Source organism: Pseudomonas sp. WS 5021 (assembly GCF_012985535.1).
In the GTDB taxonomy this organism is placed as follows: Bacteria; Pseudomonadota; Gammaproteobacteria; order Pseudomonadales; family Pseudomonadaceae; genus Aquipseudomonas.
Map to the genome: position 1 here is coordinate 292,751 of NZ_JAAQWP010000006.1, position 19,233 is coordinate 311,983.

Genomic DNA, 19,233 nt, shown 5'->3' on the forward strand with positions numbered 1-19,233 from the left:
GCGATCAGGACTCCAGGGAACCGTCGAGGGTCTTGAGCGCGCCGTACAGGTTCGGCCGGCGGTCACGGAACGAGCCCCACGCGCTGCGGATGTGCTCCAGCTCATCGAGGTCGAAGCTGTGCACCAGGATGCCTTCTTCGGTTTCGTTGAGCTCTTCGACTTTTTCGCCGAACTGGTTGGCAATGAACGACGAGCCGTAGAAGTCGATGTCGTAGCCGTCCTGCTCTTCGTTGCCGATGCGGTTGCTGGCGATCAGCGGCATCAGGTTGGCGCCGGCATGGCCTTGTTGCACGCGCTGCCAGTGGTCACGGGACGAGATGGTCTTGTCGTGTGGCTCGCTGCCGATGGCGGTCGGGTAGAACAGGATCTCCGCGCCTTGCAACGCCATGCTGCGGGCGCATTCCGGGAACCACTGGTCCCAGCAGATGCCCACGCCGATTTTCGCGTAGCGGGTGTTCCACACTTTGAAGCCGGTATCGCCCGGGTTGAAGTAGTACTTTTCGTGGTAGCCAGGGCCGTCCGGGATGTGGCTTTTACGATAAATCCCGAGGTTGGAGCCGTCCGCGTCGATGATCGCGATGCTGTTGAACCGCGCACGACCGGCCAGCTCGAAGAAGCTGATCGGCAGGACCACTTGCAGTTCCTTGGCGATTTTCTGGAAGTGCTTGATGGCCACGTTTTCTGCAACCGGGGTTGCCAGTTGCAGATAGTCCGGGTTTGGCTTCTGGCAGAAATACGGGCTTTCGAACAGTTCCTGGATCAGGATGATCTGCGCGCCTTTGGCTGCGGCCTCACGGACCAGCTTTTCAGCGGTCTCGATATTGGCTTCGAGGTCCCAGGAACAAGCCATCTGGGTAGCGGCGACGGTAACGATACGGCTCATGAATCATCTCCTGGGCGGTGGTCAGCGGCCAGGATAACCGGGGCCGATGACAGAAAGGGGAATGCTGGACGACTTTATAGCGGATAAAAATCGGCTTTTAAAGCTTGCAAACATCCAACCGTCTAAAAAACTCAAAATATTCCCGATAACAATCGGGTTAACGTCTGAAACCCCATCACCCTTGTGGGAGCGGGCTTGCTCGCGAAAGCGGTGTGTCTGTCTACAAATCTGTCACTGATACACCGCTTTCGCGAGCAAGCCCGCTCCCACAGGGGTGATCTCATTTCAACTCATAAAAGGTGTCTACAACCCTTCATCCAACACCTTCGACAACATGTCGACAAAGAAATCCACACTGCGTTTAGACGTGACCATCGGCGGCTTGATCTTGAGGATGTTCAGATAGTCCCCGGTCGGCTGCATGAAAATCCCCAGCTCACGCAAGCGATCACACAGCTTGGCGGTTTCTTGCGTCGCCGGCTCCAGGGTCTGCCGATCCCGTACCAACTCCAGCCCCAGATAGAAGCCCGAGCCATGCACCGCCCCCACCAGGGGATGGCGCTCGATCAACGCCTCCAGCCGCGCCTTGAAGTGCCCGCCGACCACCTGGGCGTTTTCCCAAAGCTTTTCTTGCTCCATCACATCCAGCACCGCCATGCCAATCCGGCAACTCACCGGGCTGCCCCCCGAGGACGAGAAGAAATACCCTTCGGCCTCCAGCGCTTCGGCGATTTCCCGGCGGGTAATCACGGCGCCAAGGGGCTGGCCGTTACCCATGCCTTTGGCCATGGTGATGATGTCCGGCACCACGCCCTGTTCTTCAAAACCCCAGAAGAAGTGGCCCATGCGGCCGTAGCCGACCTGCACTTCATCGGCGATGCACACCCCACCCTGGGCACGCACCAGGGCATACACCTGCTGCAAATAGCCCGGCGGCAGGGAGATGCCACCGGCATTGCCATACACCGGCTCGCAGATAAAACCCGCCAACTGGCGCTGGCTGGCGGCGATTTTCGCCAGGTTGTGCTCCACGCTGCGCACATAATCCGGCGCACTGTGCGGGCCACGGAATTCGCCGCGATAGGTATTGGGTGCGGTCACCGGGTGCACCCAATCCGGCCGGCTGCTCAGGGCCTGGGGGTTGTCGGCGATCGAGGTGGACACCGCATCGGCGGCCACCGACCAGCCGTGATAGGCCTCCAGCACACTGAGCATGTCGCGCCCGCCGCTGTAGGCCCAGGCCAGGCGGATCGCCAGGTCGTTGGCTTCGGTGCCACTGTTGACCAGGAACACCCGATCCATGGTCTCGGGCGCCAGCGCCAGCAGACGCTCGGAGAACTCGGCAATCGCGGCGTAATGAAAGCGCGAGTTGGTATTGAGCAGCGACCACTGCCGCGCCGCCACCTGTGCCATGCGTGGATGGCCGTGACCCAGCACCGCGACATTGTTGAGCATGTCCAGATACGAGCGGCCCTGCATGTCGATCAGATGGTTGCGCCAGCCGCGTTCGATGCGCGGCGGGTCGACGTAATAGTGCTTTTGCGAGCGCGCAAAGCTGGCGTCGCGTCGGGCCAGCAAGGCTTCTGGATCCAGCTCCGACTCGGCGTCACAGGCAAGGCCCAGCAGCGTCGCCGGCGAGGGGCACAACACCTGCCAGGCCGCAGCGCGGGACGGCGTGCAGAACAATGGCGGATCAAGGTCAACCTGGCACAGTTGCACGGTCAATGCCCCGCCCGCCTCCCCCAGGACCTGGCCCTTGAGCACCGCGGCGCCGGGTTGCAACGCATTTTTCAGGCCCAGCAGCCGTACATTCAGTTGCGCGCTATGCAGACTTAATACGCCATCGGCAGTGCTGCGCAGGATGCCGGCGAACGGCGCCTCTACGACGCTGCCCTGGGGCACATACAGTTCAACGTGCAGGGCGAACGTTTGCGGTTCGCTCGCGCAGTCGGGACGCGTGCGGGACAAGCGATACTGACCATAACGACTGGCCGCCAAGCCATGGACCGTTGCGGCCTGCTGCAATAAATGTTGGTCGATGCCAGGGGTTTCCCAGTTTCCGGCTTCGAAATGTTCACTGAGCACACCCAGGTCAATCAGCGCGAACTCGCGCCCCACCAGGCCCGGCAGCAGCGGGGCAAAGCCTTCGCTGGCCACTGGTTTGGGGGTTGCACCGACGCACGCCTGGATCGCCGCCTCCATCAACTCAAACGGCACCGAGGTGGCAACCTGGAAGATTTCCCACTCGTGCTCGGCATTCTTCAACAGGTAGGTGTTATCCGGGTCCAGGCGCTGCTGCTGTTCGCTGCTCAGCACCAGGACCGCCGCACGGGCCACGATCAGCGGCCACAGCGCCTGCAACTCCTGGGGTTGCAAAGGGGTCAACGCGTGACAGGCCCGGATCGCCGGCAGGATCGCAAACGGGTCGCCCTCGGCGTGGTGCAGCAGAGCGGCACAGGTCACCGACAAGTCCGCAATCCGCCAAGTGTGCACCAGGTCGCCGAAATCAATGACACCCTGCACTTGCCAATGCCGCTCGGCATCGCGCTGCCACACCACATTGTCGTCGGTGATATCCATATGCACGGCCTGCCAGGGCAACTGATCGACCAAGGGCCGCAGGCGCTGCTCGACCTCTACCGCGACCCGCTCCAGGGCCGCGCGCTGCGGCAGGTTGTCGAGCGTCGACAATAAATGGCTGATCAGCTCCCGGGCATGGCGCGGGTCCCATTGCAGGGTGCGCTCCAGGCCCGCGTGCGCAAAACCGGCCAATGCCTGGCTCATCTGCCCGCACAGCCGGCCAAAACCTGTGATCAACGCGCGGCCCAGATGCGGCAGGTGGGTCAGCGGCTGGCCTTCGATATAGTCCAGCAACCGCAGGTGCAAGGCCTGCCCGGCCAGCGTCACGCTCAGTAGTTGCTCGCCACCGAGGGTGCTGATGACCTTGGGCACCCGGACGCCGGCGTGTGCCTGCAAGTGCGCAAGAGCGGCGTGCTGGGCGTGCAGCTCAACGGCGGCGTACTCGCCCCGGCAGATTTTCAGGACGAAGCGGCCACGATCGCTGTCAACGCGGTAATTGAGGTCTTGCTGGCTGCCCAGGGACTGCAGGGTGCCGCTAAGGCCGTAATGCTGCTCAAGCAACTGCAAGGCTTGCTCCGCGCTGACCTGCGGGCACGGCAAACGGGTGCGATGGATCAATGTATCGAGCAGCATGTGACGGTCCCTGGTTTTTTGTTGGGCGCTTATATCGCCATTGTTAATAGGCCAGATGCAACCCCGACCCCATTGAGATTGTCTTCTTTAAAGCACGCAAGCTGGGCCAATCTGACCACCGCCCCTTGCACGCCCCATCGCAAGCCCGCAAGCTATGCCCCATTCGCTCAATGTCCGTCTAAGGAAAAGGCCTCTCGACATGCGTATTCTTGTTACCGGTGGCGCCGGTTTTATCGGTTCCGCACTGATCCGCCATTTGATTCAAAACACTGAACATGAAGTTCTCAACCTCGACAAACTGACCTACGCCGGCAATCTTGAGTCGCTGACCAGCATCGCGACCAACACCCGCTATGAGTTCGTCCAGGCCGATATCATCGACCAGGCCACCGTCAGCGCAGTGCTGGCGCGTTTCCAGCCCCAGGCCATCATGCACCTGGCGGCCGAGTCCCATGTCGACCGCTCCATCGACGGGCCGTCGGACTTTATCCAGACCAACATCGTCGGCACCTACAGCCTGCTTGAAGCCACTCGTGCCTACTGGCAACAGCTGGCAGAGCCGGCCAAGAGCGCCTTCCGCTTCCATCACATCTCCACCGACGAAGTGTATGGCGACCTGCATGGCGTGGATGACCTGTTCACCGAAACCACGCCTTACGCGCCAAGTTCGCCTTATTCCGCGAGCAAGGCGGCGTCCGACCACCTGGTCCGCGCCTGGCAGCGTACCTATGGCTTGCCGGTACTGCTGACCAACTGCTCGAACAACTACGGGCCGTTCCACTTCCCCGAGAAGTTGATCCCGCTGGTGATCCTCAATGCCTTGGCAGGCAAGCCGCTGCCGGTATATGGCGATGGCCTGCAGGTGCGCGACTGGCTGTATGTCGAAGACCACGCCCGTGCGCTGCTCAAAGTGGTCACCGAAGGTGTGGTAGGCGAGACCTACAACATCGGCGGGCACAACGAGCAGAAGAACATCGACGTGGTGCGTGGCATCTGTGCGCTGCTCGAAGAGCTGGCGCCACAGCGTCCGGCCGGCGTTGCCCAGTTCAGCGACCTGATCACCTTCGTCAAGGATCGCCCAGGCCATGACCAGCGCTACGCCATCGATGCCAGCAAGATCGAACGCGAGCTGGGTTGGGTCCCGGAAGAAACTTTCGAGACCGGCCTGCGCAAGACCGTGCAGTGGTACCTCGATAACCTGCAATGGTGCCGCCGGGTCCAGGACGGCAGTTATCAGGGCGAGCGCCTCGGCAACACCGATGCGAAGGACCTGATTGCATGATGAAGGGAATCGTACTGGCCGGTGGCTCCGGGACGCGCCTGCACCCCATTACCCTGGGGGTTTCCAAGCAGTTGCTGCCGGTGTACGACAAACCGATGATCTACTACCCGATTTCCGTGCTGATGCTCGCCGGAATCAAGGAGATCCTCGTGATCTCCACGCCCGTGGACTTGCCGCAATACCGCAACCTGCTGGGCGACGGCAGCCAGTTCGGCGTGCAGATCAGCTACGCAGAGCAGCCTTCGCCAGACGGCTTGGCGCAAGCCTTCCTGATCGGCGAAGCGTTCATCGGCAATGACCCGGTATGCCTGATCCTGGGTGACAACATTTTCCACGGCCAACACTTCAGCGAGCAACTGCGCACCGCTGCCAAACGCCCAACCGGCGCCACAGTGTTCGGCTACTGGGTCAAGGATCCGGAGCGCTTCGGGGTGATTGATTTCGATGGTGAAGGCCGCGCCCTTTCCATCGAGGAAAAACCCGCCAAGCCCAAGTCCAGCTATGCCGTGACCGGCCTGTACTTCTATGACAACGATGTGGTCAAGATCGCCAAGGCCGTCCAGCCATCGCCACGCGGCGAACTTGAAATCACCGACGTCAACAATGCCTACCTCAAGCGTGGCGACCTGCATGTCGAGCGTTTCGGCCGTGGTTTTGCCTGGCTCGATACCGGCACCCATGACAGCCTGCTGGAAGCCTCGATCTATGTTCAGACCATTGAGCATCGGCAGGGCCTGAAAGTGGCTTGCCTCGAAGAAATCGCCTACGAGAACGGTTGGATCGATCGCGACCATTTGCTTGAGCGGGCCAAATACTTCGGCAAGACAGGCTATGGCCAGTACCTGTTCACCCTCGCCGGGGAAACCAAATGACTGGGAGCGGGACACCGTTGAAAATCCTCATCACCGGCCAGCACGGCCAGGTTTCCCGTGAACTGCAACAGCGGCTCCAGGGCCTGGGTGAACTGGTCGTGCTCGGTCGCGACCAGCTCGACCTGGCCAACCCCGAGCAGATCCGCCAACAGGTACGCAGCCATCGCCCGGGGCTGATCATCAACGCGGCGGCGCATACCGCTGTCGACCAGGCCGAGAACGAGCCCGATGTAGCCTTCGCGATCAATGCCACGGCGCCCGGCATCCTCGCCGAAGAAGCCAAGGCCCTGGGCATTCCGTTGATCCACTACTCCACCGACTATGTGTTCGACGGCAGCAAGCCCGCACCCTACACCGAAGACGATGTGCCCAACCCCTTGGGTGTCTACGGCCAGAGCAAGCTGGCGGGCGAGCAGGCCATTGCGGCGGTGGGCGGTCAGTACCTGATCCTGCGTACCAGCTGGGTGTATTCGAGCCACGGCAAGAACTTCCTGCTGACCATGCAGCGCCTACTCCAGGAAAAGCCGCAGATGCGCATCGTCGCCGACCAGATCGGCGCGCCGACCTGGGCCGGGACCATCGCCAACAGCACCCGTGCCCTGATCGAGCGCTGGCAGGCCGGCCAGGCCGCAGATTGGGGTGTCTATCACCTGACGGCCCAGGGCGAGACCTCGTGGTTCGGCTTTGCCCAGGCCATTGGCGAGCACCTGCTGGCCGAAGGCAAGGCGTGCGCCGAGCTGGAAGGGATTCCCGCCAGTGACTACCCAACGCCCGCCAAGCGCCCGTTGAACTCGCGCCTGGATTGCAGCCGCCTGCAACAACAATGGCAAGTCGGCCAACCGCAGTGGCGCGAAGCATTGCGCGAGTGTCTTGCACAGCAGCACTAGGCATAATGCGCCTGTACCCTCAGGCGCAGACCTACATGACTCCACCTCTTCCACGAAGACCCCGCTGGCGCAGCCTGGCCTTGCTGGCACTGTGCCTGGCGCCGTTGCTGTGGCCGCTGGAGCATCTGGCCGAGCGCTACTATCGCAGCGAACTGGCCGGGCAGAACCGCCAGACCCTCGACCTGTACGTCGCCAACCTGCTGGGCACCCTGCATCGCTACGAAGTACTGCCGCAGATCCTTGGCGACTTGCCGGCCCTGCGTACCGCCCTGGCAGCGCCCCACGTCAGCACCAACCTGGTCGCGGCCAACCAGTTGCTCAAGGAGGTGGCAGCCCAGGCGGGCGTGGAAGTGATGTACCTGATGGACACCCGTGGCAAGACCCTGGCCGCTTCGAACTGGGACAAACAGGACAGCTTCGTCGGCCGCAACTTTTCCTTTCGACCTTATTTCAGCGAAGCCATGGCCGGGCGCCTGGGGCGCTTCTTCGGCCTGGGCACCACCTCGGCCAAGCGCGGGTATTTCTTCGCCGCTGCGGTGCGTGAAGATGAACATGTGATCGGCGTGCTGGTGGTCAAGGTCGACCTGGACCACACCGAAAGCCTCTGGGGCCAGACTCCCGAGCAATTGCTGGTCACCGACCACAACGGCGTGGTGATCCTGACCTCGCGCCCACAATGGCGTTTTCGTGCGACCCGGCCCCTGACCGAGGCCGAGCGCCAGGCGATCATCGCGATCCAGCCCTATCCGACCCGCGATCCGCAACCGCTGGTTTTCAGCTCCAGTGCCTGGCTGCGCCAATCCACCGAAATTGCCGAAACCGGCTGGAATGTGGAGATCCTTGCCCCGCGCACCTTGATCGACCGCCCGGTGCGCACAGTGGTCGCCGTCGGCGGCGCGACCTTGCTGGTGCTGATGCTGCTGCTCGGCCTGATGATGCAGCGCCGTCGTCATTACCTGGAACGCATCGCCTTTGAAGCCAAGGCCCGGCGCGAACTGGAAATGCGCGTGGCCGAACGGACCAGCGACCTCGAAGGCCTCAACCGCCGCCTGCGCCAGGAAGTGCTGGAGCGCGAAAATGCCCAGCAGGAACTGGTGCGCGCCCAGGATGACCTGGTGCAGGCGGGCAAGCTGTCGGCGCTGGGCACCATGTCGGCGAGTATCAGCCATGAACTCAACCAGCCCCTGGCCGCCATCCGCAGTTACGCAGAAAACGCCGAGATTCTCCTCGACCACCAGCGCACCGACGACGCCCGCGGCAACCTCAAGCTGATCAGCGAATTGACCGGGCGCATGGCCTCGATCATCGCCCACTTGCGCGCCTTTGCCCGCCGCGACCGGCATGCCCCGGAAAGCGTGGCCCTGCAACCGGCCCTGGACGACGCGCTGGCATTGCTGGCCAAGCGCCGGCGGGCCATGGAAGTGGAACTGATCCGCGACTTGCCAGAGGCATCCCTGTGGGTAGAGGCCGGCGAAACCCGCCTGCGCCAGGTGCTGGGCAACCTGTTGGCCAATGCCCTGGACGCCCTGACCGAAAAAGGCCCGCCGCGCAAACTGTGGCTGAGTGCCGAATCCACCGAGCAGGGCGTCAACCTGTACATCCGCGACAACGGGCCTGGGTTCTGCATGGAAGCCCTGGGTCGCGCCGGCGAGCCTTTCTACACCACCAAGACCCGCACCCAGGGCCTGGGGTTGGGCCTGGCCATCTGTGACACCCTGATGCGCGCCTTTGGCGGTGAACTGTTGTTTGCCAACCACAAGGAAGGTGGCGCACTGATAACCTTGAAACTGCGCGCCGGCGCCCCCGGCGTCAGTCTGCAACCGTCCGAGGACCGCAGTGTATGAGTATCGATAACCAGATTCAGGTGGTGTTGATCGACGATGATCCACACCTGCGTCAGGCCCTGTGCCAGACCCTGGACCTGGCCGGGCTGAAAGTCCTGCCCCTTGGCGAAGCCACCGGCCTTACGGCGCGCCTGTCGCGGGACTGGCCGGGGGTGGTGGTCAGCGACATCCGCATGCCCGGCATGGACGGCCTGGAGCTGCTCACTGAACTTCACAGCCAGGACCCGGAGCTGCCGGTGCTGCTGATCACCGGCCACGGCGATGTGCCACTGGCGGTGCAGGCCATGCGCGCCGGCGCCTATGACTTCCTCGAAAAGCCCTTCGCCAGCGACGCCCTGCTCGACAGCGTGCGCCGCGCCCTGGCCCTGCGCCGGCTGGTGCTGGACAACCGCAGCCTGCGCCTGGCCCTGAGTGATCGCCAGCAACTGAGCACGCGCCTGGTGGGGCAATCGGCGCCGATGCTGCGCCTGCGCGAGCAGATTGGCGCGCTGGCGGCGACCCGCGCCGATGTGCTGATCCTTGGTGAAACCGGCGCCGGCAAGGAAGTGGTGGCACGCGCTCTGCACGACCTGTCGAACCGTCGCACCGGGCCGTTTGTCGCCATCAACGCCGGCGCCCTGGCCGAGTCCGTGGTCGAAAGCGAGCTGTTCGGCCATGAACCGGGGGCCTTTACCGGTGCGCAGAAGCGGCGGATCGGCAAGTTCGAATTTGCCAACGGCGGCACGTTGTTCCTCGATGAAATCGAAAGCATGAGCCTGGATGTACAGGTCAAGTTGCTGCGCCTGTTGCAGGAGCGCGTGGTCGAGCGCCTGGGTGGCAATCAGCAGATCCCCCTGGATATCCGCATCATCGCCGCGACCAAGGAAGACCTGCGCCAGTCCGCCGACCAGGGCCGCTTTCGCGCAGACTTGTACTACCGCCTGAACGTTGCGCCGCTGCGCATTCCGCCCCTGCGCGAGCGTGGCGAAGATGCCCTGATGCTGTTCCAGCACTTCGCCGACGAGGCCAGCAGCCGCCACGGCCTGCCGCTGCATGAGTTGCAGCCTGGCCAACGGGCAATGCTGTTGCGCCATAACTGGCCGGGCAATGTGCGGGAGTTGCAAAACGTCGCCGAACGCTTCGCCCTCGGCCTGGAACTGGCCCTGGACAGCACACCGGACGGCCCGGCGCCGGGTGTGCCGATGTCTACCGGGGGCTTGAGCGAGCAAGTCGAGCACTTTGAAAAAGCCCTGATCGCCGCCGAGCTTGGTCGCCCCCACAGCTCCGTGCGTAGCCTGGCCGAAGCCCTCGGGGTGCCGCGCAAGACCCTGCATGACAAGTTGCGCAAGCATGGGCTGAACTTTGCCGACAGCGGCAACGCTCACACCGATGACGAGTGACCCTTTCCACCAGCCAAGAGACCACCATGAGCCGCGATAGCCGTTACCTGGAATCCATTCTGCACCATGACATCCCCCTGACCCGGGAGATGGGCCTCAAGGTGCTCGACTGGCAGGACCGGCAATTGCGCCTGCACTTACCGTTGCAGGCCAATATCAACCACAAGAGCACTATGTTTGGCGGCAGCCTGTATTGCGGCGCGGTCTTGGCCGGCTGGGGCTGGCTGCACCTACAGCTGCGCGAGGAAGGGATTGAAGACGGGCACATCGTGATTCAGGAAGGGCAGATCAGCTATCCGCTGCCTGTCACCCAGGACGCCACCGCGATTTGCCAGGCGCCGGAGGACAAGGTGTGGAAGCGGTTTTTGGCGACCTACCGGCGCCATGGCCGGGCACGGCTGGCCCTGCAGACGTGGATTGTGAATGAGGGCAGTGAAGAGCAGGCGGTGGCGTTTACCGGGCAGTACGTGTTGCACCGCTAAACCTGCAACACATAAACAATGTGGGCACAGGGCTTATGTGGGAGCGGGCTTGCTCGCTCCCACATTTTTGATCGCGGCGGTTTATGACCTTGCCAGCGCCAGCAAACGCTCGCGCCAGGCGGCCTTGGCCGGCAAGGCCAGGAAGAACGGGTTCAGCAGCGACTCGCGCGCCGGGTAGCTGAACGGCTGGCCATTCAACTCCAGCACTTCGCCACCCGCACCTTCCAGCACGCCCTGGGCCGCAGCGGTGTCCCACTGCGACGTCGGCGCCAGGCGCGGATAGCAATCGGCGCTGCCTTCGGCCAACAGGCAAAACTTCAACGAGCTGCCGATATTGGCCAGCTTCAACTGCCCCAGCCCTTGGCTCAACCCATCGAGCAAGCGCTCCTGTTCGGGGCTGGTATGGCGACGGCTGGCGACCACGGTGAACGCTTCGCCTGCGACTGGCTTCTGGCGCACCTGGATCGGCCGGGGCGCGGCATTCACGTCGGAGCGCCACGCCCCAAGGCCCGCGCCGCCGAAGTAGCAGCGGCCACTGGTGGGCATCGACACCACGCCGAACACCACCCGTCCCTGTTCGATCAAGGCGATGTTGACGGTGAATTCTTCACTGCCGCTGATAAATTCCTTGGTGCCATCCAGCGGGTCCACCAGCCACCAGCGCTGCCAACGGGCACGCACGCTCTGGTCAATGTCGGCATCTTCTTCCGACAGCACCGGGATGCTGGGGTCCAGCGCGGTGAGGCCGGCGAGAATCAGGTGGTGGGCGGCCAGGTCGGCGGCGGTGACTGGCGAATCATCGGCCTTGGCTGTCACGGCCACATCGGCGCGCCAATACGGCAGGATGACCTCGCCGGCCTGGCGAGCCAGTTCAATCACGGGGGCGATGTAGGCGTGGCCGAGGAACAATTCGCTCATGGCTGGTAGGCCCCGCGCTGGGTCAGCAGGTCCCGCACCAGGTACAGCGCGGCGAGGGCACGGCCTTCGCTGAACTGCGGGTTCTGCGCCAGTTGCGCCAGTTCGCGCAGGTTGACCCGGTCCACGCGCATCGGCTCGGGCTCGTCGCCCTCCAGGCGTTCTTCGTACAGCTCGGTGGCCAGCACCACCTGGATTTTCTGGCTCATATAGCCGGGGGACAGGGACAGCTCGGTCAAGTGCTCCAACTGCCGTGCGCCGTAGCCTGCTTCTTCCTTGAGTTCACGGTCTGCCGCCGCCAGCACATCTTCGCCCGGTTCGATCAGGCCCTTGGGCAAGGACAGTTCATACTCATCCGTGCCACCGCAGTATTCCTCCACCAGCAGCGCGTGGTCAGCGTCGATCATCGCCACGATCATCACCGCGCCATACCCTGCACCCCGGCCCACCAGGCGCTCGTAGGTCCGTTCAACGCCATTGGAAAAGCGCAACTGCACTTGCTCCACGCGGAACAAACGACTACTGGCGACAATTTCGCGGGCGAGGACGGTGGGTTTCTGGCGCATAAAGGGCTCCTTGGCGTGATCGGGTTACTATACCGTGGCTTTTCCGATTGTCTGTGTCGGATGTATTTACTTACCTGCTTGAGGGCCCACCATGCCGCCACTGCCCTGGTCTGATATCGATACCGTCTTGCTGGACATGGACGGCACCTTGCTCGACCTGCATTTCGACAACCACTTCTGGATGGAACACCTGCCCCGGCGCTATGCCGAACTGCACGGGGTGAGCCAGGCCATGGCCGAGATGGAGTTGCAGCCGCTGTTCGAGCGTAACGCTGGCCAGTTGCAATGGTATTGCCTGGATTTCTGGAGCGCCGAACTGCAGATCCCGGTGCGCGAACTCAAGCTGGAAACCGCCCACCTGATCGCCCTGCGACCGGACGCCGATACCTTTCTGGCGGCAATCAAACAGGCTGGCAAGCGCGTGATCCTGATCACCAACGCCCACCGCGACTCGCTGTCGCTGAAGCTGGAACGCATTGAGCTGGCGCCGTATTTCGAGCGGCTGATCAGCTCCCACGACTATGGCTTTGCCAAGGAAAACCCGCAGTTCTGGGACGCCCTGCAAGCGGATATCGATTTTGACCCGGCGCGCAGCCTGTTTATCGACGACACCTTGCCGATTCTGCGCAGTGCGCGGGATTTCGGGGTGGGGCATTTGCTGGCGGTCAAACAGCCGGACAGCCGCAAAGGGCCCAAGGATACGGCGGAGTTCGATGCGGTCGGGGATTACCGGGAATTGATTGTCGGGCTCTAAAACTATATGTAACACCCCTGTGGGAGCGGGCTTGCCCGCGATTGCGGTGGGTCAGAGCTAGATCTGCTGACTGACACACCGCAATCGCGGGCAAGCCCGCTCCCACATTATTTAGTTGCCTTGGGTATTACTCAGGAATACGCAGCGTCTGTCCTGGGTAGATTTTGTCCGGGTGCGACAACAGCGGCTTGTTGGCCTCGAAGATTTTGTTGTACTTGTTGGCGTCGCCGTACTCAATTTTGGCGATCGCGCTCAAAGTGTCGCCCTTTTTCACCACGACAAAGCGGGCAGCCGCAACAACAGGGCCCGACACGGTGATTTTATCTTCCACGGTAGCCACGCCAGCAATATTGCCCAGCGCCAGCAGAATCTTCTCTTTCTCCTCCTGGGTGGCGACTTCACCGGTCACCGTCACCTTGTCGCCATCCACGGTGGTCTGCACATTCGGGTTACCCAGGCCGACCTTGGCAACGTGATCCTTCAACTGCTCACTCGCGTTCGCATTACCCGGCGTCAACAGATCAACGATTTTCTCGCCGGCTTCTTTGATAAAGCTAAAAAGACTCATAGTGCGCTCTCCTTGGGATTAGGTTTCCAGATGCCAAAGACTAGACCAGTCTTACAGACCTTGGTTCCAGCCCGACCAATGACGCAAACGCGCTAGAATCCCCCCGCTATTGGAATAAGAGCCCCGGAGCGAAGATGGACATCAAACAGCTGAAATTCCTCATCGCCCTCGACGAAACCCGTCACTTCGGCCAGGCAGCCGCGCGCTGCCACATTACCCAGCCGACCCTGTCGATGCGCCTGCGCAGCCTGGAAGAAGAGCTAGAGCTGCCGCTGGTCAACCGCGGCCAGCGTTTCGAGGGCTTTACCGCCCCCGGCGAGCGGGTGCTGGCCTGGGCGCGGACGGTGCTGGCAGCCTACGACGGCCTGCAGGCCGAAGCCGCCGCCTGCCGGGGCAACCTGGTGGGGACACTGCGCCTGGGCGTGGTGCCGCTGTCGAGCTTTGATCCGCTGGCCTTGATGCAACAACTGCACAAGCAACACCCCAGCCTGCGATTTGAGTTATCAGCGTTGAGTTCCGAACAAATCCTCGAGCAACTGGCGAGCAATCGCCTGGACCTGGGCGTGTCCTACCTCGAGCGCCTGGACGCCGAGCGCTTTGACTCCCTGGCCCTGGAAGAAACCCGCATGGGCCTGCTGTACGACCAACGGTTCTTCAGCTTCGGCGAAAAGCCCCTGAGCTGGGAGGCGCTGATCGAACTGCCCCTGGGCATGCTCACCAGTGGCATGCACTTTCGCCAGTCCATCGACCATAACTTCCACAGCCGGGGCCTGACGCCGCGACCTCTGCTGCAAACCGATGCCGTCCATCAGTTGCTGCAGGCCGTGCACGGCGGCCTGTGTTGTGCGGTGATGCCGCTGGATGGCGGCCTCGACGCGCTGACCGAACACCTGCGCCTGCAACCCATCGAAAACGCGCAAACCCTGGCCAAGCTGGGGCTGATCATGCGCCGCAGCGCGCCGCGCTCGGCGTTGGCCGAGGCGTGTTTCGCGCTTTATCAGTAATCGCTGGCAAAGCCTTGATCGACGTCATCTATCGGTAGATCAGTACTGACGATTAGACGCGACCCTTTGTCGCGCCTAGTCTTCACTCTGAACACTTCGCCGGTGACTAGACTTGATGAACGCCCAGCGCCCAGCATGCGCGGCGCCCGCCCTGACAACGCCCGCGCCTGCCGCCAGCCAGAGTTATCAATACTGCAACCTCGACCATACGGAATCGGCCAGCACCGCGCTGGCCGAGGAAGTCGCGTTGGCGATTGCCTATAACGACATCAACCAGGCGGTAATGCTGGTGACGCCCACCGATCTTGAAGACTTTATCGTCGGCTTCAGCCTGGGCAGCGGCATCATCAGCGACATCAGCGATATCTATGACCTGCAACTGAGCGGCGCAGGCTCGGCCCAGTACGCCCAGGTGCAGATCTGCAGCCGCGCCTTCTGGAACCTCAAGCAACAGCGCCGGCAACTGGCCGGCACCAGCGGCTGCGGCCTGTGTGGCGTGCAAGCCCTGGAGCAGGCGCTGCCGGACCTTCAGGTGCTGCCGGGCGCACCGCTGCCGCCTGCTGCCTGGCTGGAGGGCTTGCGCCAGCGCATCAGTGCCTTTCAGCCGCTGGGCCAGTACAGCGGCGCGGTGCATGCGGCGGTGTTCATGGATAACCAGGGCGAACTGCTGCTGGGCCGCGAAGATATCGGCCGCCATAACGCCCTCGACAAACTGATCGGCGCCCTGGTCCGCCAGCGCATCCCGACCGCAGGCGGCGTGGCAATTGTCACCAGCCGTTGCAGTCTCGAATTGATCCAGAAAGTCCTGCGCGCGGGCATCCAGACCCTGGTCAGCCTGTCATCGCCCACCGGCCTGGCCCTGCAATGGGCGCGCCGGCATAACCTCAATCTCATCCACCTGCCGCAAAAAAGCGCGCCGCGGGTCTACAGCCCTGCGATGGAGTACCAGCCATGAGCAATCATCACCAAGCCGACCAAACCCCGACCCCGCGCTACAAGCCCTATAAAGGCCCGGCTGGCGGCTGGGGCGCGCTGATCAGCGTGGCGCAGGCGTGGCTGACCAGCGATAACGCGCTGAAAAATATCCGCATGATGCTCAAGACCAACCAGAACGGCGGCTTCGACTGCCCAGGTTGCGCCTGGGGTGACTCGCCGGAAAGCGGCATGGTCAAGTTCTGCGAGAACGGCGCCAAGGCGGTCAACTGGGAAGCCACCAAGCGCCGGGTAGATGCGGCGTTCTTCGCCAAACACAGTGTCAGCGCACTGCTGGAGCAGAGCGACTATTGGCTGGAATACCAGGGCCGCCTGACCGAGCCGATGAGCTATGACGCCCAGACCGACCGCTACAAACCCATCAGCTGGGAGTCGGCCTTCGACCTGATCGGCCAGCACCTGCGAGCCCTGCCAAGCCCGGACATGGCCGAGTTCTATACCTCGGGCCGGGCCAGCAATGAAGCGGCGTACCTGTATCAGTTGTTCGTGCGCGCCTACGGCACCAACAACTTCCCGGACTGCTCGAACATGTGCCACGAAGCCAGCGGCGTGGCCCTGGCGCAAAGCGTAGGTGTCGGCAAAGGCACTGTGACGTTTGATGATTTCGAGCACGCCGACGCGATTTTCGTCTGGGGCCAGAACCCCGGCACCAACCACCCGCGCATGCTCGAACCGCTGCGCGAAGCGGTGAAGCGCGGCGCCCAGGTGGTGTGTATCAACCCGCTCAAGGAGCGTGGCCTGGAACGTTTCCAGCACCCGCAGCACCCGCTGGAAATGCTCACCAACGGCGACAAGCCGACCAACACCGCGTATTTCCGCCCGGCGCTGGGGGGCGACATGGCGATCCTGCGCGGCATGGCCAAGTTCCTGCTGCTGTGGGAGCGCCAGGCCCAGGCCGAAGGCAAGGAGACAGTGTTCGACCACGACTTCCTCAATGAACACACGATCAATGTGCTGGATTACCTGGCCAAGATCGACGACACCTCCTGGGATGAAATCGTCGAGCAATCCGGCCTGAGCCTGGTGGAGATCGAGCAAGCGGCGCGCATGTACGCCAAAGGCAAGAACGTGATCATGTGCTGGGCGATGGGCATCACCCAGCATCGGCACTCGGTGCCGACCATCCAGGAAATCGCCAACCTGATGCTGCTGCGCGGCAACATTGGCCGCCCCGGTGCCGGCCTGTGTCCGGTGCGTGGCCACAGTAACGTGCAGGGCGACCGCACCATGGGCATCAACGAACGGCCACCCGTGGCCTTCCTGGATGCCCTGGAGCGTCGCTTCCAGCTCAAGGTACCCCGGGACAACGGGCATAACGTGGTCGAAGCGATCCACGCCATGCTCGAAGGCCGCGCCAAGGTGTTTATCGGCCTGGGTGGCAACTTCGCCCAAGCGACGCCCGACAGCCCTCGCACCTTCCAGGCCTTGAGCAACTGCGACCTGACGGTGCAGATCAGCACCAAGCTCAATCGCAGCCACCTGGCCCACGGCAAGCAGGCCTTGATCCTGCCGTGCCTGGGCCGCACCGACATCGATATCCAGGCCGATGGCCCGCAAGCGGTAACGGTGGAAGACTCGTTCAGCATGGTGCATGCCTCCAATGGCCAGTTGCAGCCGCTGTCGAAACTGATGAAGTCGGAACCGGCCATTCTCGCCGGCATCGCCGCCGCCACCCTGGGTAGCAAGCCGGTGGACTGGAACTGGCTGGTGGCCGATTACCGCCGCATCCGCGACTTGATCGCCGACACCATCCCCGGCTTCAAGGACTTCAACGAGCGTGTGCAGCACCCAGGCGGTTTCTACCTGGGCAACAGCGCCGGCGCCCGCCGCTGGAATACCCCGTCAGGCCGGGCGAATTTCCGCGCCAACATCCTGCCCAAGGACCTGGTGCATGAACGCACCCGTGCCACTGGCCAGTTGCCCGACCTGATCATGCAATCCATGCGTTCCCACGATCAGTACAACACCACCATCTACGGGCTGGATGACCGTTATCGTGGGGTCAAGGGCCAGCGCGACGTGCTGTTCGTCAACGAAGCCGACATCATCCGCCTGGGCTTCAAGCCGGGGCAGAAGGCCGATATCGTGTCGATCTGGGATGATGGCCGTGAACGCCGGGTCAAGGGTTTTACCTTGCTGGCGTTCGATATTCCGGCGGGGCAGGCAGCGGCCTATTACCCGGAGGTCAACCCGCTGGTGCCGCTGGAAAGCACCGGGGATGGTAGCCATACGCCTACCTCCAAGTTCGTGGCGATTCGCCTGGAAGCGGCAAGCGACAAGGGTTTGATCATGGCCCGAACTGCCTGATCGTCTCCATGGCTGGGAACGATCTTCACGGGCACAAAAAAGGCCGCTTTTGTATAAAAGCGGCCGTTGCGAAGTAACTAAAGACCGGCAAAAACGACTTAAGTTCCCTAGATAAAACAGTAACTTAGCTAATTGTATACAACCTGCACCACTGGTCGGAATTCGATTGTAAGAATATTCCGACAACCTCAGGATCGCGCCGTCATCCCCTTGAGGTTCACCTATGAAGTTCTCCTCGATTCTCTTGTTGTCCCTTGGCCTGGTCAGTGGCGCAGCCATGGCCGGTGGCACCACCGAAGCCGGTGTAGGCGGCGCATTGGGCGGGGTTTTAGGTTCTGTCGTCGGCCAGCAGATCGGCGGCAATACCGGTTCGGCCATTGGTGCAGCCCTGGGCGGCGCTGGCGGTAGCGCAGTAGGCGCAGACAAACGCAGCCGTGGCGAAGCAGCCATTGGCGGTGCACTGGGCGCAGCGGGCGGCAACGTGGTCGGGCGCAGTGTCGGCGGTAGCACCGGCAGCTTGATCGGCGCAGCAGCAGGCGGTGGCGCCGGCGGCGCACTGGGTAACTATATGGGCAACAAGAGCGATGACGACGACCGCCGCGATCGCGGGCGTGATAACCGTCGCTATGACCGTGATGATCATCGTGGCCGTGGGCATGCTTATGGCCATCGCAAGAACAAGCATCACTACCGTCACCGGTAAACACAGCAAACTCAATGTGGGAGCTGGCTTGCCTGCGATAGCGCAATGCCAGCAACCAATAGGTGGCCTGACACTGCGCTATCGCGGGCAAGCCCGGCTCCCACATTAGCTCTTCATTGTTTCGCAGGCCGCAGTCAGACCGCCAGGTGTTGCAGTGCTTCGCGCAGTACCTGTGGAATCGTCACCGGCTGGTTCGTCGCCCGGTCCACAAACACATGCACAAACCGCCCCGCCGCACAGGCCTCATCCTCGCCGGCCTTGAACACCGCCAACTCGTACTGCACTGAACTGTTGCCCAACTTGCCCACCCGCAGGCCGATATCGATACGGTCGGGAAAGGCAATCGAGGCAAAGTAGTCGCACGCCGAACTCACCACAAACCCCACCACTTCGCCGTCATGAATATCCAGCCCGCCCTGTTCGATCAGGTAGGTGTTCACCGCCGTGTCGAAAAAGCTGTAGTAGGTGACGTTATTCACATGCCCATACACGTCATTGTCGTGCCAGCGCGTAATGATCGGCTGGAAGTGACGGTAATCGGCACGCTGCGGCATTGAGTCAGGCATGGACAAGTCTCGTTG

General features: G+C 62.5%; 17 protein-coding genes. 11 read left to right on the forward strand and 6 right to left on the reverse strand.

Annotated elements, in window-relative coordinates:
* Positions 1 to 4: 4 nt before the first annotated feature.
* The gene (aguB, locus tag HBO19_RS20255) at positions 5 to 883 is read right to left on the reverse strand and encodes an N-carbamoylputrescine amidase (RefSeq protein WP_170042351.1); all 879 of its coding nucleotides are present in this window, start codon (positions 881 to 883) and stop codon (positions 5 to 7) included.
* A gap of 303 nt (positions 884 to 1,186) precedes the next feature.
* Positions 1,187 to 4,096, reverse strand: coding sequence for an aminotransferase (locus HBO19_RS20260; RefSeq protein ID WP_170058165.1), 2,910 nt, complete (start codon positions 4,094 to 4,096; stop codon positions 1,187 to 1,189).
* A gap of 199 nt (positions 4,097 to 4,295) precedes the next feature.
* On the opposite strand from HBO19_RS20260, the gene rfbB reads away from it, so the two are divergent.
* The 6 genes from rfbB to HBO19_RS20290 are packed head-to-tail and all read left to right on the forward strand — an operon-like array spanning position 4,296 to position 10,842.
* A complete protein-coding gene (rfbB, locus tag HBO19_RS20265; RefSeq protein ID WP_169953874.1) occupies positions 4,296 to 5,378 on the forward strand; it encodes a dTDP-glucose 4,6-dehydratase in 1,083 nt (360 codons plus the stop codon).
* Positions 5,375 to 6,250 (forward strand): glucose-1-phosphate thymidylyltransferase RfbA, encoded by an 876-nt coding sequence (gene rfbA / locus HBO19_RS20270; RefSeq protein WP_169953875.1) that lies wholly within the window; start codon positions 5,375 to 5,377, stop codon positions 6,248 to 6,250. Before rfbB ends, rfbA begins: the two co-directional genes overlap by 4 nt.
* Positions 6,247 to 7,137 carry a dTDP-4-dehydrorhamnose reductase gene (rfbD, locus tag HBO19_RS20275; RefSeq protein ID WP_169953876.1) on the forward strand — a complete coding sequence of 297 codons (891 nt, stop codon included), beginning with the start codon at positions 6,247 to 6,249 and terminating at the stop codon, positions 7,135 to 7,137. The genes rfbA and rfbD overlap by 4 nt, the downstream gene beginning before the upstream one ends.
* Positions 7,138 to 7,172: 35 nt before the next feature.
* Positions 7,173 to 8,981, forward strand: coding sequence for an ATP-binding protein (locus tag HBO19_RS20280; protein WP_169953877.1), 1,809 nt, complete (start codon positions 7,173 to 7,175; stop codon positions 8,979 to 8,981).
* Positions 8,978 to 10,360 carry a sigma-54 dependent transcriptional regulator gene (locus tag HBO19_RS20285; RefSeq protein WP_169953878.1) on the forward strand — a complete coding sequence of 461 codons (1,383 nt, stop codon included), beginning with the start codon at positions 8,978 to 8,980 and terminating at the stop codon, positions 10,358 to 10,360. The genes HBO19_RS20280 and HBO19_RS20285 overlap by 4 nt, the downstream gene beginning before the upstream one ends.
* A gap of 26 nt (positions 10,361 to 10,386) precedes the next feature.
* The gene (locus HBO19_RS20290) at positions 10,387 to 10,842 is read left to right on the forward strand and encodes a thioesterase domain-containing protein (protein WP_169953879.1); all 456 of its coding nucleotides are present in this window, start codon (positions 10,387 to 10,389) and stop codon (positions 10,840 to 10,842) included.
* A gap of 81 nt (positions 10,843 to 10,923) precedes the next feature.
* Here HBO19_RS20290 and cysQ read toward each other — a convergent pair whose 3' ends face one another.
* Positions 10,924 to 11,760 carry a 3'(2'),5'-bisphosphate nucleotidase CysQ gene (cysQ, locus tag HBO19_RS20295; protein ID WP_169953880.1) on the reverse strand — a complete coding sequence of 279 codons (837 nt, stop codon included), beginning with the start codon at positions 11,758 to 11,760 and terminating at the stop codon, positions 10,924 to 10,926.
* On the reverse strand, positions 11,757 to 12,323 hold the full coding sequence (nudE, locus tag HBO19_RS20300) for an ADP compounds hydrolase NudE (protein ID WP_169953881.1): 567 nt from the start codon (positions 12,321 to 12,323) through the stop codon (positions 11,757 to 11,759). The genes cysQ and nudE overlap by 4 nt, the downstream gene beginning before the upstream one ends.
* Positions 12,324 to 12,414: 91 nt before the next feature.
* Here nudE and yrfG point away from each other — a divergent pair, with 91 nt between their 5' ends.
* Positions 12,415 to 13,077 (forward strand): GMP/IMP nucleotidase, encoded by a 663-nt coding sequence (yrfG, locus tag HBO19_RS20305; protein WP_169953882.1) that lies wholly within the window; start codon positions 12,415 to 12,417, stop codon positions 13,075 to 13,077.
* Positions 13,078 to 13,204: 127 nt separating this feature from the next.
* On the opposite strand, the gene lysM is transcribed toward yrfG, so the two are convergent.
* The gene (gene lysM / locus HBO19_RS20310) at positions 13,205 to 13,645 is read right to left on the reverse strand and encodes a peptidoglycan-binding protein LysM (protein ID WP_170042345.1); all 441 of its coding nucleotides are present in this window, start codon (positions 13,643 to 13,645) and stop codon (positions 13,205 to 13,207) included.
* A gap of 134 nt (positions 13,646 to 13,779) precedes the next feature.
* Here lysM and HBO19_RS20315 point away from each other — a divergent pair, with 134 nt between their 5' ends.
* From HBO19_RS20315 to HBO19_RS20330, 4 genes are all read left to right on the forward strand, one after another.
* Positions 13,780 to 14,649, forward strand: coding sequence for a LysR family transcriptional regulator (locus HBO19_RS20315; RefSeq protein WP_170058166.1), 870 nt, complete (start codon positions 13,780 to 13,782; stop codon positions 14,647 to 14,649).
* 115 nt (positions 14,650 to 14,764) lie between these two features.
* Positions 14,765 to 15,604, forward strand: coding sequence for a formate dehydrogenase accessory sulfurtransferase FdhD (gene fdhD, locus HBO19_RS20320; protein ID WP_170042344.1), 840 nt, complete (start codon positions 14,765 to 14,767; stop codon positions 15,602 to 15,604).
* Positions 15,601 to 17,949 (forward strand): FdhF/YdeP family oxidoreductase, encoded by a 2,349-nt coding sequence (locus HBO19_RS20325; protein WP_170058167.1) that lies wholly within the window; start codon positions 15,601 to 15,603, stop codon positions 17,947 to 17,949. Before fdhD ends, HBO19_RS20325 begins: the two co-directional genes overlap by 4 nt.
* Before the next feature lie 223 nt (positions 17,950 to 18,172).
* Positions 18,173 to 18,652 (forward strand): glycine zipper domain-containing protein, encoded by a 480-nt coding sequence (locus HBO19_RS20330; protein ID WP_169953887.1) that lies wholly within the window; start codon positions 18,173 to 18,175, stop codon positions 18,650 to 18,652.
* A gap of 134 nt (positions 18,653 to 18,786) precedes the next feature.
* Here the strand turns inward: HBO19_RS20330 and HBO19_RS20335 are convergent, their stop codons facing one another.
* Positions 18,787 to 19,218 (reverse strand): thioesterase family protein, encoded by a 432-nt coding sequence (locus tag HBO19_RS20335; protein ID WP_170058168.1) that lies wholly within the window; start codon positions 19,216 to 19,218, stop codon positions 18,787 to 18,789.
* Positions 19,219 to 19,233 lie beyond the last annotated feature (15 nt).

What these genes read in the sequence shown, in the direction of transcription:
- HBO19_RS20280 (WP_169953877.1), top strand. Translation starts at nt 7,173, where the DNA reads ATGACTCCACCTCTTCCACGAAGACCCCGCTGGCGCAGCCTGGCCTTG.
- rfbD (WP_169953876.1), top strand. Translation starts at nt 6,247, where the DNA reads ATGACTGGGAGCGGGACACCGTTGAAAATCCTCATCACCGGCCAGCAC.
- rfbA (WP_169953875.1), top strand. Translation starts at nt 5,375, where the DNA reads ATGATGAAGGGAATCGTACTGGCCGGTGGCTCCGGGACGCGCCTGCAC.
- aguB (WP_170042351.1), bottom strand. Translation starts at nt 883, where the DNA reads ATGAGCCGTATCGTTACCGTCGCCGCTACCCAGATGGCTTGTTCCTGG.
- yrfG (WP_169953882.1), top strand. Translation starts at nt 12,415, where the DNA reads ATGCCGCCACTGCCCTGGTCTGATATCGATACCGTCTTGCTGGACATG.
- HBO19_RS20315 (WP_170058166.1), top strand. Translation starts at nt 13,780, where the DNA reads ATGGACATCAAACAGCTGAAATTCCTCATCGCCCTCGACGAAACCCGT.
- HBO19_RS20285 (WP_169953878.1), top strand. Translation starts at nt 8,978, where the DNA reads ATGAGTATCGATAACCAGATTCAGGTGGTGTTGATCGACGATGATCCA.
- HBO19_RS20330 (WP_169953887.1), top strand. Translation starts at nt 18,173, where the DNA reads ATGAAGTTCTCCTCGATTCTCTTGTTGTCCCTTGGCCTGGTCAGTGGC.
- cysQ (WP_169953880.1), bottom strand. Translation starts at nt 11,760, where the DNA reads ATGAGCGAATTGTTCCTCGGCCACGCCTACATCGCCCCCGTGATTGAA.
- rfbB (WP_169953874.1), top strand. Translation starts at nt 4,296, where the DNA reads ATGCGTATTCTTGTTACCGGTGGCGCCGGTTTTATCGGTTCCGCACTG.
- lysM (WP_170042345.1), bottom strand. Translation starts at nt 13,645, where the DNA reads ATGAGTCTTTTTAGCTTTATCAAAGAAGCCGGCGAGAAAATCGTTGAT.
- HBO19_RS20335 (WP_170058168.1), bottom strand. Translation starts at nt 19,218, where the DNA reads ATGCCTGACTCAATGCCGCAGCGTGCCGATTACCGTCACTTCCAGCCG.
- nudE (WP_169953881.1), bottom strand. Translation starts at nt 12,323, where the DNA reads ATGCGCCAGAAACCCACCGTCCTCGCCCGCGAAATTGTCGCCAGTAGT.
- HBO19_RS20325 (WP_170058167.1), top strand. Translation starts at nt 15,601, where the DNA reads ATGAGCAATCATCACCAAGCCGACCAAACCCCGACCCCGCGCTACAAG.
- HBO19_RS20290 (WP_169953879.1), top strand. Translation starts at nt 10,387, where the DNA reads ATGAGCCGCGATAGCCGTTACCTGGAATCCATTCTGCACCATGACATC.
- fdhD (WP_170042344.1), top strand. Translation starts at nt 14,765, where the DNA reads ATGAACGCCCAGCGCCCAGCATGCGCGGCGCCCGCCCTGACAACGCCC.
- HBO19_RS20260 (WP_170058165.1), bottom strand. Translation starts at nt 4,096, where the DNA reads ATGCTGCTCGATACATTGATCCATCGCACCCGTTTGCCGTGCCCGCAG.